Origin of the sequence: Maricaulis sp. (assembly GCF_034670125.1) — a bacterium.
Taxonomy (GTDB): domain Bacteria; phylum Pseudomonadota; class Alphaproteobacteria; order Caulobacterales; family Maricaulaceae; genus Maricaulis.
In genome coordinates, this window is sequence record NZ_JAXMOC010000007.1 from 104,716 (window position 1) to 120,806 (window position 16,091).

Consider the following 16,091-nt stretch of genomic DNA (forward strand, 5'->3'; position numbering starts at 1 on the left):
GATGATGGATGACACAACACCGATCCGGCTGAGTTCGCTGGCCCATGGCGGCGGCTGCGGCTGCAAGCTGGACCCGGCGGTCCTGAGCGAGATTCTCGGTGCGCCGTCGGGCTTTGCGCTGCCCAAGGAGTTGATCATCGACGCCTCGACCCGCGATGACGCGGCGGTCTGGCGGATCAATGACGAGACGGCGCTGGTTGCGACGACGGACTTCTTCACACCCATTGTCGATGACCCGGACGTGTTCGGAAGGATCGCCGCGACCAATGCCCTGTCGGACGTCTATGCCATGGGGGCGACACCGATCTTCTGCCTTGCCCTGGTCGGCATGCCGGTCGGCAAGCTGCCGCCGGAAATGATCCGCGCCATCCTGGCCGGCGGGCGTTCGGTCGCCGAGGCTGCCGGGGCACCGGTGGCGGGGGGGCATTCCATTGACGCGGCCGAACCGATTTATGGCCTGGTGGCATTGGGGACGGTGCATCCGGATCGCCTGCTGAGCAATGCGGGGGCTCGCGAGGGCGATGTCCTCATCCTTGGCAAACCGATCGGCATCGGGGTGTTCTCGGCAGCGCTGAAACAGGACCGGCTCTCCGCCGACGGCTATCAGCAGATGGTCGCTTCGACGACCCGCCTCAACACGCCGGGCGCCGGCCTCGCCGCGCTGGGCGGTGTGCATGCGGCGACCGATGTGACCGGTTTTGGCCTGCTCGGACACCTGTCGGAAATGTGCGAGGGGGCGAAGGTTCGCGGTGTCATCGACCGTGCGGCGGTGCCGGTGTTCCAGGAGGCCCGCATGCTGGCCGCCGAGGGCGTGAAGACCGGAGCCTCGGGCCGGAACTGGGCCGCGGTCGGCCATTCTGTCGAGACACCCGCCGACTGGGCGGCGCTGGACGAGGTGTTGTGGTGCGATCCGCAGACGTCGGGCGGCCTGCTGGTCAGCTGCACACCTGAAAGGGCCGAGGCCGTGCTGGAGCACTTCAAACAAGCCGGACATGTCGATGCCGCCGTGGTCGGCCGCATCGAGGCCGGTGAGGGAATCCGTGTGATCTGAGGCAAGGTCCGGGACTGGCGGGTCAACCGGCGGGTAACGACGCGCGCCGGGCGTCGAGGAAGTCCGCGCGGATTTCATAAGCCTCACTGGACAGGCGGTGCTCGCTCATAAAGCGGGCGAGGGCCGAATAGGTCGTCGTACGGATCGTACCGCGCTGGTCCTCCAGCCGTATGCGTTCATCGACCGACGGCCCCAGCAGGCGCTCGAACAGGCCGGTACGGATCGGTGCCGGTTCGAACCAGGCGGTGAGATTGGCCTTGATCTGCTCACGATCCATGGTTTCCCAAGCCGCCGCGGCGATCACATCGAGCAGATACTCATTGCAGTTCTGGTAGCGCGGGTCGTGGGGATTGGAGAGCAGGGAATAGTCCGGCTGGTGCAGGGCTTCGTCGGTTTCGCTGACCAGCATCATCCACACCCGTCTTTGCATTTCCGGTGAGGGCAGGATCACCCCGACCTCGCCGACCACATCGCCTTGGGTGAAATTGAGGGGCCAGTCCTGGGCGAGATAGGAGACCCGGGTCTCGTCGGCGTGGTGGTAGAGGTTATGGACGGCATAGCCGTGTGTGCGGGTGCCGTCCGCCAGCTCGATTTCGGACCAGACCCAGAACGCGCCATGGGTGTAGCGCACCCCGTCCGGCAGGTCTTCGCGATACCGGCCGGTGCGAAAGACCAGGGCGACGCGGGCTCCGCGCGCCGCCAGATCGCGTTCGATCTGCTTGGAGAAGTCCGCCGTGTCCTCGATCGCAAAGGGCGATATGGGCAGCGCGCCCGACCCGGCTTCGGCGCCGGGCAGGGTGAAAAAGCCGGTCAGGACCAGGGCCGGGAGGCCGGCGAGGGCATGCCTCATGGAGCCTCGTCCGCGTCGAAGGGGACCAGCGGGGCGTCATCGGCAATGATGATCGCGTCGGTCACCTCGAGCGGGCCGGGTCCGAAGGGCGCCGCGGCCATCCCTGCAGCAAAATCAAGACTGTTCTCGACCAGGTCCGGGTTGCCGGTCAGGACGCCCGCGGTCGATCCCGTCACGCCGACCACCGCCGCGCCGGTCACGGTGACGCCGGCTGACGCCAATGTGGCTGTCGCCTCGACAGACGCGCCGGCACTCTCGCCGGATGCCCGGGCGGTCGGATTGCCGCTGTCGGCGAAACTCATCGGGGTCGCTGCGAGCAGCAGGCAGGATGCGAGGGGCAGGGTGCGCATGGTGTGTCTCCATTCGGGTTCCAGTTCGATATCACCCTCACTGATCATCCCTGAATTGTAAATGAACGATGTTCGTAAATTAGATTCACGTTTTGGGCGTGCCCCGATGCGCTCCCATGTTCTCATTCAATCCGAATGGTCCGCCTGGATTTCGAAGCTCTCGTCGGCGAGATCGAAGGTCAGCATGAAGTCGCTGATCGAGGCGAAGCTGGCGATGTTCACCGGCCCACTGCCCTGGTCCTCCAGGCGCAGTCTGGGGTCGAACCAGCCAGCGGTCACCCGTCCCCACCAACCCAACTGGATCTGGGTCGGCAGGAAATAGGCGTCGAGATTGACCTTGATCCGTTCGCGGTCATCGGTCAGCCAGGCCGCGGCCGCGACCACGTCGAGGAGGAATTCGGTGCAGTTCTGAAAGCGCAGGTCGGCCGGGTTGGAGAGCAGGGAATAATCCGGCTGGTGCAGCCGGTCATACTGCTCGGAGGCCACCACATCGAGCAGTCGGATCTGCATTTCAGCGCTGGGAATGATCACCCCGACCTCGCCGATCGCATCGCCGCGCATGAAGTCCAGCGGCCAGTCCTGGGCCAGGTAGGACGCCGTCGGATCGGCGTCGCCATGATAGAGGTTGTAGACCGCGTAGCCGTGACCCTGCGATCCGTCAGCCTCTGTGACCGGGCCATAGATCCAGAATGCACCATGGGTGTAGCGCACCCCGTCCGGCAGCCCGTCGCGGGGTCGGCCGGAGCGGAAGACGAGGGCGATATAGGCGCCCCGGTCTGCCAGCTCGCGCTCGACCTGTTTGGAGAAGTCCGCAGCCTGGCGCAGCGTGAAATGGTCAACCGGTCGCGCATCGCTATCGGCCCCCGCCGGGGTGACGGCGGTGACGATCAACAGGCAACACGCGATCACGAAGCGCATGCTACCGATCCGGGTCCGGGTCGGGAGTGGGCTGGTTCACGACTGTTTCCGAGACGGGCAGGCCGGCCGGGGCGGGCGAGCGATCGTCTGCCGTGTCGGAACTGTGCCGGGCCCGGGCCAGGCGCTGGGCCGCCCGGGCATGACCGCGGCGCTGCTGGGACACCGAGGCGGTGTCAGATTCTTCGGCGCGTTCGGCAGCAGGTTGCGTCGCCGCCTGTTGGCCGTGGGCCACGCCGCCATAGAGGGCCAGAGTGAATGTCGAAATCAGGATTATTCGCATGATGTGTCCGTGTCGTTTGGTCCCCCTCCAAAACCTTATACGAAAGGCTCGCGCCTTTGGAGAGAAAATCGCGAACCACGCGAGTTTGTGATGTTCGGCAGGTCGTTTCCGTCCCGTTTTCTCCGCACGTCTTTTGCGGACCAGCCGGTCATCCGGGCCGCTTGGCCTGGCCGGCAGGTCGTTCGCGGTGTCCGGTCAAAGGGAAAAGCGCCCGACGATCGGAATATGATCCGAGGCTTTTTCCTTGCCGCGTGTCCTGGTGTGGATCTCGATGCCGTCCAGCCGGTCAGCCGCTTGCGGCGAGCACAGCAAATGGTCGATGCGGATACCGTGACCCTTGTTCCAGCGGCCGGCCTGATAGTCGTAGAAAGTGTATTGGTGACCGCGCCCGTCCAGCTGTTCGAAGGCTTCGGTCAGGCCGAGCCATTTCAGCGCCCGGAAGGCGGCGCGGGTCCGGGGCAAAGCAAGCGCGTCGCGCTCCCATTCGGCGATGTCCCAACAATCACTGTCACGCGGGATGCAGTTGTAGTCGCCGGCGAGGATGAGCGGTTCCTCGAAAGCCAGCAGGTTTTTCGCGTGCAGGCGCAGGCGCTCCATCCAGGCGAGCTTGTAGTCGTATTTCGGACCGGGTGCCGGATTGCCGTTTGGCAGGTAGATGGAGGCGACACGCACCGGTCCGGTTTCGGCGGAGATCACCGCTTCGATATAGCGCGCCTGCTCATCGCTCTCATCGCCGGGCAGGCCGCAGCGGACCTCCTCGATGGGATGTTTCGAGAGGATGGCGACGCCATTGTAGGACTTCTGGCCGTGGGTCTCGATATTATAGCCGAGGGCCTCGATCTCCAGTCGCGGAAAGCCTTCATCGACTGTCTTGATTTCCTGCAGGCAGGCGACATCCGGCTTGGCTTCGTTCAGCCAGTCGAGCACATTGGGCAGGCGGGCCTTGACGGAATTGACGTTCCAGGAAGCAACGGTCAGGGTCATGGTGGATCACGGGTCTTGGTTGGCGATTGAGCGCGCAGCCTACCCCGTTTCGGCGATGAGAAAAGACAGCGGAGCGCGGCAGATGCACAGACAGGTTTTGACGGCGTTCACGGCGGTCCTCGTTCTGGGTTCCGCCAGCCCGGCGCAAGACGAAGCGCTTGTCCTGCGCGACGAGCTGATGCCACTCGCCTTTCTGGCCGGGTCCTGCTGGACCGGCGTGTTTCCCGGTTCCGAGACCTTCGACGTGCACTGCTATGAGCCGGTCTATGGCGGCCAGTATCTGCGCGACGTTCACGCCGTGCCGCAGGGCAGCGAGGTCTATCGCGGCGAGACGCTTTACCATTGGGATGCCGAGGCGGGCGCGATCACCTATCGCTATTACAATTCCATCGGCGGCGTGTCGGACGGCACTGCGACGCCGGATGGCGACCGGGTGCTGTTCCCGGACGAAACGCATCGCGGTCAGGATGGCGAGGAGCGGGTCTTTTCGACGGTCATGGAGATCACCGGGCCGGACGGGTATTCGGTCGTCACGAGCGAAAATGGTGCGGTTGTCATGGAGGTCGAGTTCCAGAGGATTTCGCGCCAGGACGCTGACGAGATGATTTCTGGTGGCGTTTATTAGTCGCGAAGAAACATCGTAAAATCATCCACCTCCGCCCGCTCCGAGCGCAGCAGGTTGACCGCCGCGTCGGGGTCGGCATGACCCAGCGCCATGCCGCACCAGATCCGCTCGTCCGGTGACAGGCCGAGGGCGGCGCCGACGGTTTTCCAGCGTGTCATCCAGGCTTCCTGGGCGCAGGTCGCCAGCCCCTTTTCCTCGGCGGCCAGCATGACGCACATGATGAACATGCCCAGATGGCCCCATTGATTGGGGTTCATGCGGGCGTCGAGGCTGAAGAACAGGCCGACCGGAGCGCCGAAGAACTCGAAATTCTTCAGCAGGTGGTTGAGCCGCGCCGCCTTGTTGTCGCGTCCGATTCCCATTGTCTCATACATCTGTTCACCCAGAGCATGGCGGCGAGACCGGAAGGGTTCCCAGAGTGATTTGGGGTAGGCGCCGAAGTCGTTTTCGTCACCGAATGGGTCCACCTCGAGCCGCATGCGGACCGTGTCGATGATGCGTTGGCGCGCCTGGCCGGTCACGACATGGACGGTCCACGGCTGGACATTGCCGCCAGACGCGGCCCAGCGGGCCGTGTCGAGGATGTCGCGGACCTGGTCTTCGCTGACCGGCGTGTCGAGGAAGGCGCGCGTGGAGATGCGGCGCCGGGCGATGTCGGAAAATGTCGTGGTCATCAGGCGTCAGATCTCGCCAAGCGCGTCGAAACCCCCGAAAATGAGGCGTTTCCCGTCAAAAGGCATGCTGTCGGCTTGCATGCGTGGGTCGGCCATCATCTTTTCCATGGCAGCGTCCGCGGTCGCCTTGTCCGGCCACACGGCCCACGAGAAGGTGACGGTCTCGCCATCCTGCTTTTTCACGGCTTTCGGGAATGAGGTCAGCTCGCCATCAGGGACATCGGCGCCCCAGCAATCGACAGCCTGGAGGGCGCCAAATTCCTTCATCATCGCGCACATGGCGACGCTGCTCTCGATGAAGGCGTCCCGATTCTCGTCTGGAACCGCTGCGACATACCCCTGAACATAAGCCATTGTGTTCTCCTCCCGATTGTTGGCGAAGAGGATAGGGCAGCTTCCGGTGAGGCGCGAGGCCTAGACCGAGAAACTCGTCCCGCAACCGCAGGCGGCGGTGGCGTTGGGATTGTGGATCTTGAAGCTCGCGCCGATCAGTTCGTCGACATAGTCGATCTCGGACCCGTCGAGGAAGGGCAGGGAGGCCTCGTCGATGACGACCTTGGCGCCATCGCGCTCGATGATCATGTCGTCGTCATTGACCGCATCATCCAGATCAAACGTGTAGGAAAATCCCGAGCAGCCACCACCGACCACGCCAATGCGCAACAGGCCGGCTGCGGCCTGTGCGGCGATGATGGTATTGATCTGTTTCGCGGCCGAGGCCGAGAGCGTGACGTTTGCGGACATGGGTCTGCCTGATGCTGTCGGCCGTCCGGCCTTTGGATTATGTGGTCTTGGTCTTATATGGACCTCCCCCCGCGCGGATAAAAGGCCCCGCTGACATGATCATTGCCGCGACTGACCGGACCCGTGCGCCTTATGCCTGCCATCCGTCCCAATCACGCGGGCGCCGTTTTCCGCAGGCCGACAGTGCCATGCGCAATGCCTTCCAGCGCGATCGCGACCGGGTCATCCACTCGGCAGCCTTCCGCCGGCTGAAGGGCAAGACCCAGGTTTTCGTGGCCCATGAGGGCGATCTCTATCGCACCCGTCTGACCCATTCCCTGGAAGTGTCACAGATCGCCCGCACGCTGGCGCGGGCCTTGCGCGGCGATGAGGACCTGGCCGAGGCGCTGGCCCTGGCCCATGATCTGGGGCATCCACCCTTCGGGCATGAAGGCGAGCGCGAGCTGGCCCTCAAGATGAAGGATTTCGGCGGCTTCGATCACAATGCCCAGACCCTGCGCGCGATCACCAAGCTGGAAGTGCGCTATCCGGAGTTCGATGGCCTCAACCTGACCTGGGAAACCTTGGAAGGTGTGGTCAAGCACAATGGTCCCTTGCTGGGGCCGGGGCAGTCCGAGGCGGATTTGCCCTGGGCCTTCACCGATTATGACGGTTGGAGGGACCTAGAGTTCGAGACCCATGCCGGCCTCGAGGCCCAGATCGCGGCGCTGGCAGATGATATCGCCTACAATAATCACGACATTGATGACGGGCTGAGCTCGGGCCTGCTGGAGATGGAACCCCTGCTCGAACTACCGCTGGTCGGCGACATCTTTCGCCGGGTCCGGGACCGTTGGCCGGACAAGCCCCAGACCATCATTGTGCATGAAGCCGTGCGCGAGCTGATCGGCGTCATGGTGGCGGATGTGCTCGAGGAGTCGGGCAAGCGGCTGGACCGGGCCAGGCCTGACAGCGCCCAGGCCCTGCGCGAGCTGGATCATCCGGTCGTGGCCTTCTCCGAGGAAATGGTCTTGCATCTTGCCGCCCTGCGCCGCCATCTCTTCGCCCACATGTACCGGCACTACAAGGTCAACCGGATGATGAGCCAGGCACGCCGGGTGACCGGAGACCTGTTCGACCTCTATCTGAGCAATCCTGGCGTCCTGCCCAGCGACGTCCAGGCCGGCATGACGGGGGCTGGAACCGCGCAAACGGCGCGTGCGGTCTGTGACTATATCGCCGGCATGACAGATCGCTTTGCAGTGGAAGAGCACAGACGGCTTTTCACCGTGCAGGGGTATTTCTAGACTGTCGCCGCGGTAAAGGCTTATCGACCGCGATGTTATTGTGTTGAGGCTTGTCGCGATTCGCGCGGCCGCCGGGCAAGGGTGAGAACCGGGATCCATGACAGACCAAGACGAGGAAAGCCGGATCGGGGCCTATGCACCGCCCGCCGACGAGTTCGCCACTTTTGATGCTCGCGACGAGGATGCGCGTCGGGGTCTGTTGTTGCTGACCACAGCGCTGGCCGCGTTCGTCCTGTTCCTCGGCGTGGTCTGGAGTGCCTATAATCAGGGCCTTCGCGACAGTGGCCGCGATGGTGCGCCGCGTCTCGTTCCCAATGAGGAACCCTATCGCGAGCGTCCGGCTGATCCGGGCGGCGAGGAAACACCCGACACCAACCTGGAAGTCTATGACCGGTTGACCGGCGATGACGCGGCCGACGATACGGTCTCGTTGCGTCCGGCACCGGAAGAGCCGCTCGATGACGCCAGCCGGCCAGGCTTGCGCGTCGAACAGGTCGATGCCGATGCTGCGGCCGGGCGGCAGGCTGTGGATCCACCGATCGAAACCGACAACCTGCCCGATGCCACCCCGCGCCAGGCACCGCAACGTCCCGCCCGTCAGCCTGAGCCCGAGCCCGCGCCGGTCGACACGGCGCCGGAACCGGTGGTCGAGGCCGGTATCGTTGCAGGCGTGGACCTGTCTGGCAGCTGGGTGGTGCAGATCGCGTCCTTCCGGACCGAGGCCGATGCCGAGGCCGCCTGGGTCGCCTTTCGCACCCGCTTTGCCGATATCTCGGCCGGCATGGCGCCGGACGTGGCTTCCGTCGAGATCGAAGGTCGCGGTACCTATCACCGCCTGCGCATCGCCGCCTTTTCGGACCGCGGCGATGCGGTGAGTTTCTGTTCCCGCTTGCAGACCCGTGGGCAGGACTGCCTGGTGGCGCGCCGATGACCATCGCCTCCGTGATCTATGGCCTGGCCGGCACCAAGCTGAGCCCGGACGAGAAAGCCTTTTTCCGCGACATCGATCCGTGGGGCTTCATTCTGTTCGCCCGAAATATCGAGGGCATCAACCAGGTCTCCCGTCTGACACTGGAGCTGCGCGATTGTGTGGGCCGCGACGCGCCGATCCTGATCGATCAGGAAGGGGGCCGTGTTGCCCGCCTGCGACCGCCGACCTGGCGTGACGCGCCGGCGGCCCAGCGCTTTGCCGATCTGTGGCAGATCGATGAGGAGCAGGCGATCGAAGCGACCCGTATCAATCATCGCCTGCTTGCCCATGAACTGCGCACCATCGGTGTCGATGTCGATTGTGCCCCGGTCGCAGATCTGCGGATTGAGGGTGCTGACGACATTATTGGTGACCGCGCCTTCGGCACCACGCCTGAACCGATCATCCATCTGGGTCGGGCCGCGATGGATGGATTGATGGCCGGCGGCGTGGCGCCGATCATCAAGCATATTCCCGGGCATGGCCGGGCGCGGGCGGACAGCCATCTGGAGCTGCCGGTCGTGCCGGAAGAGCATGGATTGCTGTCGGAAACGGATTTTGCTCCCTTCAAGGGGCTCAACGACGCGCCGATGGCGATGACGGCCCACATTGTCTATGCCGATATCGACCGGGACCTGCCGGCCACCCAGTCGTCCGACATGATTGGCAAAGTGGTGCGCGGCGAGATCGGGTTTGATGGCCTGTTGATGACCGACGACCTGTCGATGAAGGCGCTGGCCGGCACGTTCCGCGAGCGTGGCGAGCTGTCGCTCAAGGCCGGGTGTGACATGCTTTTGCACTGCAATGGCCAGATGTCCGAGATGATCGGGGTCGCCGAAGGAACGACAGCCCTGACCGGCCGGGCGCTGGAACGGGCCGAGGCGGCCGAGCGTGTTCGCGATGTGATTGAGGATTTTGACCCGGAGGATGCCGAATCGCGGCTCAATGACTGGCTGGATCGGCTGCCCGCCTGAGACGGCAAGGGGCCTGAGCCGCACAGCCACCTGAACGAGGATTTCGCCTGTAGGCAGAATTGGCCGTAGCGAGGAAGCGGAGTGAGCGAGGAGTTCGAGGAAGACGTGCGGTTTGAAGCCGCCGAGAACGCCGAGACCGATGCACTCGTCGTTGACCTTGATGGATTCGGGGGACCGCTTCACCTGCTCCTCGCCCTGGCCCGCAAGCGCAAGATCGACCTCGCCCGGATCTCCATTCTCGATCTCGCCGACCAGTACCTGCTGTTCATGGAAGCGGCGCGCAAGAAGCGCCTCGATCTGGCCGCCGACTATCTGGTGATGGCGGCCTGGCTGGCTTTTCTCAAATCGAAACTCCTCCTGCCCAAACCGCCAAAGGACGAGGACGACCAGCCGGCTGAAGTGTTGGCGGCGGCGCTCGCCTTTCGGCTGCGTCGGCTGGAGGCCATGCGTGCTGCGGCCGATGCCCTGTTCGCACGGCCCTTGCTGGCCACAACCATTCATGCCCGCGGCATGCCCGAGGGCGTCCGGGCGACGCGATCGGTGGTTTATGAGGCCGATCTGCACGACCTGCTGTCGGCCTATTCCAGCCGCCGGGTGAAGCAGGCCAAGTCCGTTTACCGGCCACCAACGCCCAAGGTTTATGGCCTGGAAACTGCAAGGGATCGTCTTGAAACACTGATGCCACAACTCAGTGAGTGGCGGGACCTGGACAGCCTGCTTCCCGGAGCCGGGGAGCTGGGCGCCAACCCACCTCCGATGCGATCAGTGCGGGCCAGTTCCGTGTTGGCCGCACTTGAAATCACCAAGGAGGGCCATGCACGATTGCGTCAGCGTGAAGCCTATGCACCGCTCTTTGTGCGGTCGCTTTCCGGGGAAGAGGGCGCGACAGATGACTGACGATACTACGACCGAAGAACCAGCCGATGCGATCACCAGTGCGATCTCGGCCCTGCGTGAACGCGCCGCCCGGCAAGGGCCCAATGTCGCCGCCGATGCCGAAGCGTCGGACGCGCTGGGGGTACATCTTGCCGTCAACACCGAGCGCCGCAATCTGCGCATTCTCGAGGCGCTGCTGTTTGCGGCAGCGGAGCCCCTCGACGAAGAGACGCTGATCGGTCGCCTGCCGATCGAAGCAAATGTGCAGGAGCTGCTGGGCAAGCTGCGCGAAGAGTATGCCGAGCGCGGTGTGCACCTGTCGGAAGTGGGCGGGCGTTGGCGTTTCGAGACCGCGCCGGATCTGGCCGACGTGCTGGTGGAGGTCAAACAGGAGCCCCGCAAGCTGTCCCAGGCGGCGCTGGAGACCCTGTCGATCATCGCCTATCACCAGCCGGTGACGCGGGCCGAGATCGAGGAGATCCGGGGCGTCGCCGTGTCACGTGGTACGCTCGACCTGTTGTTCGAATTGCGCTGGGTGCGTCCGCGCGGCCGCCGCCGCACGCCGGGTCGACCGGTCACCTACGGCACCACGCAGGCCTTCATGGAGTATTTCTCGCTGCAATCGATCGGTGACCTGCCCGGCATGTCAGACCTCAAGGCCGCCGGCCTGCTTGATGCGCGCCTGCCGCCCGATTTCTCGGTTCCGGACCCGTCGCGCAGCGTCGAGCCGGACCTGCTGGAAGACCCGCTCAGCGATGAAGAGGCTCATGCCTTCCATGTTGACTTCATGGATGGCGAGGATGACCCGGACACAACGGCCTGACACAATGATGTCAGATGCGGTCCGACCATCCTGATTGACGGGTTGCCTGATTGACGGGTTGGACGGGGCCCGGCAAACGCAGTAGACCCAATTGGCAAGGTTCAGACGGAGGGGCAAATGGCTCCCGGCATGTGGCAAATTCTTCTCGTTGTTCTTCTCGCAGTCCTGCTGTTTGGCGGTCGCGGCAAGATCGCATCGGTCATGGGCGATTTCGCCAAGGGCATCACCAGCTTCCGCAAGGGGCTGAAAGATGACGAAGGCGAGGGCGAGGCGTCGGAAGCCGACACGGCGGCCGGTTCACTCGATACCGCCGCGACCCGCGAAGATGAAAAGACCGGGAGCTAGGCGATGAGCCCCGGCATCGGCATGCCGGAATTGCTGGTGGTCCTGGTCCTCGCACTGGTCGTGGTCGGGCCGCAGCAATTGCCGGTCATGATGCGCAAGGTCGGCCAGATGATGGCCCAGGCACGCGCCATGGCGAAGGATTTCCAGAACAGTTTCGAGGAAATCGGCCGCGAGACCGAGATGTCCGAGCTGCGTCGTGAGATTGAGGCCCTCAAACAGGCCAATCCCATCAACCAGATCCACGGTGAACTCGACAAGACCGCCCGCTCGGTTCAGGACGATGATATCCGTGCCCTGAAGCTGAAGCATGTGGCGGCAGACCAGGCAGCTGCCGACGCCGCCAAGGCCGCCAAGCTCGCCGCCCTCGAGGCCGGGGCTGCTGACGACACCGGCGGCACTCCGGATGAATGGGCCGACACCCCGGACGATGCGCCTGACCGGACGTCTGCGGCGACCGCTTCGCCGGCACCCGCCGACACGATCAAGGGACGCTGATCCTCATCATGGCTGAAATCGAGCAGGACGAAGTCGAGTCGAGCCGCGCCCCTTTGATCGATCATCTGATCGAGCTGCGCACCCGTCTCGTGATTATCATGGGCTTTCTCCTGGTCGGCTTCATTGCCTGCTTCGTCGTTTCCGCAACCTTGTATGAATGGTTGTTGCTGCCCTATCGGGATGCGGCCTCCATCGTGCGGGGCATTCCGATTGAAGAGCTTGATCTGACAGCGAATTTCTTCGCGCCGCTGGAATTCTTCTTTGTCCGGCTGAAACTGGCGCTGGTCGGCGCCATCATCATCACCTTCCCGGTCATCGCGTGGCAGATCTATGGCTTTGTCGCGCCGGGCCTTTACAAGAATGAGCGCGGTGCCTTTGCGCCATTTCTGGCCATGTCGCCGGTCCTGTTCGGGTTGGGCGTGAGCTTTGTCTATTTCTTCGTCCTGCCGATGGTGATGCGTTTCTCACTGGGGCAGGAGTCGTCGGCGGAGCTGGCGGGGACGCGGATCGAGCTTCTCCTGAACGTGTCCGACTACATGAACCTGATCACCACGCTGATGCTGGTGTTCGGCCTGTCCTTCCAGATGCCGGTCTTCCTGATGCTGTTGGCCAAGGCCGGTATCCTCAAGGCCCAGACCTTGCTGAAGGGGTGGCGCTTTGCCGTGGTCGGCATTGCCCTGTTCGCGGCCTTTGCGACTCCGCCGGATCCGATTTCCCAGCTCATGCTGGGCGGGGCGTTGATGTTGCTCTATTTCGTCTCGATCGGTGGCATGCACCTGATGCAGCCATCCAAGGAAGCCGTCGAGGCCGTCGACGACGAGGAAGAGGACTGATCCGGTTTACGGCGCGCGCGGGCGGGGCTATAGCCCGGCCACGTCATTTCAATCCAACCGGACCGGTCCCATGCACGACATCAAGTTCATCCGCGACAATCCCGACGCTTTCGACGCTGGCCTGGCCAAGCGTGGACTGCCGCCGCAATCCGCGATCCTGATCGAACTGGATGCCTCCCGCCGCGAAGCCCTGGGCACCCAGCAGGACGCGGAGACGGAACGCAATACCCTGTCCAAGCAGATCGGCAAGGCCAAGGCGACCGGCGATGACGCGGAATTCAATCGGCTGCGCGGCGAAGTGGACCGCCTCAAGACCGTGCTCGAGGAGTCCGGTCAGCAGGCCCGTCATTTTGACGAGACCCTGAACCAGCATCTTGCAGCCCTTCCCAACCTGCCGCATGACGATGTCCCGCAAGGCGAGGACGAGAACGACAACGAGGAAGTGCGCCGCTGGGGCGAGCCACGGTCGATGGGCTTTGCGCCGCGCGATCACGTCGATCTTGGCGAAGGCCTCGGCCAGATGGACTTCAAGGGCGCGGCGGCAATTTCCGGCTCGCGCTTTGTCGCCCTGCGCCGTGGCCTGGCGCGGATGGAGCGGGCTCTGGCGCACTTCATGCTCGACCTGCACACCGGCGAGCATGGATATGAAGAGGTCAGTCCTCCCTATCTGGTGCGTGATGAAGCCATGTTCGGGACCGGTCAGCTTCCGAAGTTCACCGAGGATTCCTTCCGGACGACCGACGGCCGCTGGCTGATACCGACGTCCGAGGTCCCGCTTACCAATCTTGCCCGCGACACGATCCATGCCGAAGCCGACCTGCCGATGCGGATGACGGCCTACACGCCGTGTTTCCGGTCCGAGGCCGGTTCGGCCGGTCGCGATACCCGCGGCATGATTCGGGTCCACCAGTTCCAGAAGGTGGAAATGGTGTCGATCGTGGCACCGGATGACAGCGACGCCGAACTCGATCGCATGACCGGATGTGCCGAAAAGGTGCTGCAGCTGTTGGAACTGCCCTATCGCGTCATGAAGCTGTGTACCGGCGATATGGGCTTTTCCGCCCGCCGGACCTTTGATCTCGAGGTCTGGATGCCCAGCCAGGACTGCTATCGCGAGATCTCGTCCTGTTCGACCTGTGGTGATTTCCAGGCCCGTCGCATGGATGCCCGCTATCGCAAGGACGGCGAAAAGCGCCCGGCGTTCCTGCACACCCTCAATGGCTCCGGTGTTGCCGTCGGGCGCGCCCTGGTTGCGGTGCTGGAAAACCATCAGAATGAGGACGGTTCGATCACCATCCCGGTCGCGCTGCGTCCGTACATGGGTGGTCTCGAGCGCCTCGAAGGCTGACAAGGCCGCCCGTGACGTCCGTCGTCACGGGTTCGTTTCCCCTCGCACGGCAAAGCGGCCAAGCCGATTCCCCTTGGGGGTGAATCGCGCGATATCGTCGACCGTTCTGGGCGGTGATGGCGCTCGCGTTGCGGCAATAATGTTCTTATTTTATAATAGTTTACAGTTTTGGGCCCGGATCCTTTTGACGCTGCGGGACCGGAACCACCCATATGGGCGATTGTTGTCGCCGACCTTTTCCCCGAGCGTTCGCCGATAATTTCGCGTTAGCGCATCGTTAACAATCGGGGGCGTCGCTCGGGCGACGAAAGATCATGGCGAACGACAATTCCAATGGCCAATCCGGACAGCCTGCTGCCAATGCGGCAGCACCCGCCAATCCTGGCCTTGACATTGAGGGCTCGCGCCGCAGCGACATCCTGTTCGGCACCGGTCGTGATGACACGATTGACGGGCGCGGTGGCGACGACCTGATCCTGGGGCTCGGCGGTGATGATGTCATCTCGGGCGGTGGCGGTAGCGACATCGTCCTTGGCGGTGCCGGCGATGATGATATCAGCGGCGATGGCGGCAATGACCTCCTGTTCGGCGGTAGCGGTGATGATGTCATGTCCGGCGGTCGCGGCAGCGACGTCATCCTGGGTGGCAGCGGCGATGACCGGATCAGCGGCGACGGTGGCGGCGACACCCTGATCGGCGGCGACGGCAATGACATCATTGATGGCGGTTCCGGCCGCGATTTTCTCGCTGGCGGCGAGGGCGATGACACCCTTCTGGGGGGCGCGGGGCGTGACACGCTGATCGGCGGCAATGGCGACGACATATTGTCGGGCGGCGCCGGCCGGGACACCATTTTGGGTGGCCAGGGCCTGGACACGCTCGTCTATGGCGGCAGCGTCCGCGATGCCCGGGTGACCGGCGACAGCAACCAGGCTGAAGTGCGGGGTGTGGACGGACGCGACACGCTGGAGGGCGTTGAAGCCATCCGCTTTGACGATGCAACGGTCTATCTGGATGGCCGCAATAACGGCCCGATGGTTGAAGATCAGGCCGCGACGTTCAGTGAGAATGATGTGGCCGTGACGGTCAATGCCCTGGCGGGTGCCTTTGACTTCGACGGTGATACGATTTCGCTCCAGTCCGTCGACGCCGGGGATTTCGCCGGCACGGTCAGTTTTGACGCGGCCAGCGGCGTGGTGTCGCTCACACCCGGCGCCGGTTACGACGATCTGGCCGAAGGCGAGAGCGTTGAGGTGCTGCTGACCTTTACCGCCACCGATGGCACCGACACTGCCACAGGTACGATCGCCGTCACGATCACAGGCGTCGATGACTCGCCCGTGATCACCGTGATCGATCTCGGCCCGCAAAGCGAGGATGACGGCTTCATTTCCGTGGACCTGCTGGCCACCGCCACCAATGACGTGATCGGTATCGATGAGATCCAGTCTGTGTCGTCGTCCAATCCGGACCGGACGATCAGCTGGGGGCTTGATCCGAACAATTACGACGCAGTCCGTCTGGACCTGAACCAGTTTACCGACCTTCAGGCGGGTGAGACCGAGACGGTCACCATCACCTATGTGGTGGGTGACAATAATGGTGGTCTGACGACCAACACGGCGACCTTCGTGGTTGAGGGCACGAATGACCTTCCGACCTTCG

The 16,091-nt window shown here is 63.8% G+C and carries 20 protein-coding genes; 12 read left to right on the forward strand and 8 right to left on the reverse strand.

What is annotated here, in order from left to right; genetic code table 11:
- The first annotated feature begins 1 nt into the window (after position 1).
- Positions 2–1,051: a selenide, water dikinase SelD gene (selD, locus tag VOI18_RS12765; protein ID WP_323762803.1), complete on the forward strand. Its 1,050-nt coding sequence runs from the start codon at positions 2–4 to the stop codon at positions 1,049–1,051.
- A gap of 22 nt (positions 1,052–1,073) precedes the next feature.
- On the opposite strand, the gene VOI18_RS12770 is transcribed toward selD, so the two are convergent.
- The 5 genes from VOI18_RS12770 to VOI18_RS12790 all read right to left on the reverse strand — a co-directional run bounded on the left by VOI18_RS12770 (position 1,074) and on the right by VOI18_RS12790 (position 4,433).
- Positions 1,074–1,901 (reverse strand): DUF2145 domain-containing protein, encoded by an 828-nt coding sequence (locus tag VOI18_RS12770; protein WP_323762804.1) that lies wholly within the window; start codon positions 1,899–1,901, stop codon positions 1,074–1,076.
- A complete protein-coding gene (locus VOI18_RS12775) occupies positions 1,898–2,251 on the reverse strand; it encodes a hypothetical protein (protein WP_323762805.1) in 354 nt (117 codons plus the stop codon). Before VOI18_RS12775 ends, VOI18_RS12770 begins: the two co-directional genes overlap by 4 nt.
- Positions 2,252–2,377: 126 nt before the next feature.
- Positions 2,378–3,169, reverse strand: a complete 792-nt coding sequence (locus VOI18_RS12780) for a DUF2145 domain-containing protein (protein ID WP_323762806.1) — start codon at positions 3,167–3,169, stop codon at positions 2,378–2,380.
- Between the two features lies 1 nt (position 3,170).
- The gene (locus VOI18_RS12785; protein ID WP_323762807.1) at positions 3,171–3,449 is read right to left on the reverse strand and encodes a hypothetical protein; all 279 of its coding nucleotides are present in this window, start codon (positions 3,447–3,449) and stop codon (positions 3,171–3,173) included.
- Positions 3,450–3,644: 195 nt separating this feature from the next.
- On the reverse strand, positions 3,645–4,433 hold the full coding sequence (locus VOI18_RS12790; protein ID WP_323762808.1) for an exodeoxyribonuclease III: 789 nt from the start codon (positions 4,431–4,433) through the stop codon (positions 3,645–3,647).
- An 82-nt stretch (positions 4,434–4,515) separates the two neighbouring features.
- On the opposite strand from VOI18_RS12790, the gene VOI18_RS12795 reads away from it, so the two are divergent.
- On the forward strand, positions 4,516–5,058 hold the full coding sequence (locus tag VOI18_RS12795) for a hypothetical protein (protein ID WP_323762809.1): 543 nt from the start codon (positions 4,516–4,518) through the stop codon (positions 5,056–5,058).
- Here the strand turns inward: VOI18_RS12795 and VOI18_RS12800 are convergent.
- The 3 genes from VOI18_RS12800 to erpA are packed head-to-tail and all read right to left on the reverse strand — an operon-like array spanning position 5,055 to position 6,476.
- A complete protein-coding gene (locus tag VOI18_RS12800; protein WP_323762810.1) occupies positions 5,055–5,732 on the reverse strand; it encodes a nitroreductase in 678 nt (225 codons plus the stop codon). The genes VOI18_RS12795 and VOI18_RS12800 overlap by 4 nt on opposite strands.
- Positions 5,733–5,738: 6 nt before the next feature.
- Positions 5,739–6,086 (reverse strand): DUF1428 domain-containing protein, encoded by a 348-nt coding sequence (locus tag VOI18_RS12805; protein WP_323762811.1) that lies wholly within the window; start codon positions 6,084–6,086, stop codon positions 5,739–5,741.
- Positions 6,087–6,146: 60 nt separating this feature from the next.
- Entirely contained in the window at positions 6,147–6,476 is a 330-nt protein-coding gene (gene erpA / locus VOI18_RS12810; RefSeq protein WP_323762812.1) for an iron-sulfur cluster insertion protein ErpA, read from the reverse strand.
- Positions 6,477–6,571: 95 nt separating this feature from the next.
- Here erpA and VOI18_RS12815 point away from each other — a divergent pair, with 95 nt between their 5' ends.
- From VOI18_RS12815 to VOI18_RS12860, 10 genes are all read left to right on the forward strand, one after another.
- Entirely contained in the window at positions 6,572–7,762 is a 1,191-nt protein-coding gene (locus tag VOI18_RS12815; protein WP_323762813.1) for a deoxyguanosinetriphosphate triphosphohydrolase, read from the forward strand.
- A 97-nt stretch (positions 7,763–7,859) separates the two neighbouring features.
- The gene (locus tag VOI18_RS12820) at positions 7,860–8,693 is read left to right on the forward strand and encodes an SPOR domain-containing protein (protein ID WP_323762814.1); all 834 of its coding nucleotides are present in this window, start codon (positions 7,860–7,862) and stop codon (positions 8,691–8,693) included.
- The gene (gene nagZ, locus VOI18_RS12825; RefSeq protein WP_323762815.1) at positions 8,690–9,706 is read left to right on the forward strand and encodes a beta-N-acetylhexosaminidase; all 1,017 of its coding nucleotides are present in this window, start codon (positions 8,690–8,692) and stop codon (positions 9,704–9,706) included. The genes VOI18_RS12820 and nagZ overlap by 4 nt, the downstream gene beginning before the upstream one ends.
- An 81-nt stretch (positions 9,707–9,787) precedes the next feature.
- Entirely contained in the window at positions 9,788–10,603 is an 816-nt protein-coding gene (locus tag VOI18_RS12830; protein WP_323762816.1) for a ScpA family protein, read from the forward strand.
- Positions 10,596–11,405, forward strand: a complete 810-nt coding sequence (scpB, locus tag VOI18_RS12835; protein WP_323762817.1) for an SMC-Scp complex subunit ScpB — start codon at positions 10,596–10,598, stop codon at positions 11,403–11,405. The genes VOI18_RS12830 and scpB overlap by 8 nt, the downstream gene beginning before the upstream one ends.
- Positions 11,406–11,522: 117 nt before the next feature.
- Complete coding sequence (locus VOI18_RS12840; RefSeq protein ID WP_323762818.1) at positions 11,523–11,750, forward strand: twin-arginine translocase TatA/TatE family subunit; 228 nt, start codon at positions 11,523–11,525, stop codon at positions 11,748–11,750.
- A 3-nt stretch (positions 11,751–11,753) separates the two neighbouring features.
- A complete protein-coding gene (tatB, locus tag VOI18_RS12845) occupies positions 11,754–12,245 on the forward strand; it encodes a Sec-independent protein translocase protein TatB (protein ID WP_323762819.1) in 492 nt (163 codons plus the stop codon).
- An 8-nt stretch (positions 12,246–12,253) separates the two neighbouring features.
- Entirely contained in the window at positions 12,254–13,078 is an 825-nt protein-coding gene (tatC, locus tag VOI18_RS12850; protein ID WP_323762820.1) for a twin-arginine translocase subunit TatC, read from the forward strand.
- 70 nt (positions 13,079–13,148) lie between these two features.
- Positions 13,149–14,426: a serine--tRNA ligase gene (gene serS, locus VOI18_RS12855; protein WP_323762821.1), complete on the forward strand. Its 1,278-nt coding sequence runs from the start codon at positions 13,149–13,151 to the stop codon at positions 14,424–14,426.
- Positions 14,427–14,740: 314 nt separating this feature from the next.
- Positions 14,741–16,091, forward strand: a 1,351-nt coding sequence (locus VOI18_RS12860; protein ID WP_323762822.1) for a calcium-binding protein, incomplete at its 3' end; no start/stop codon positions are given.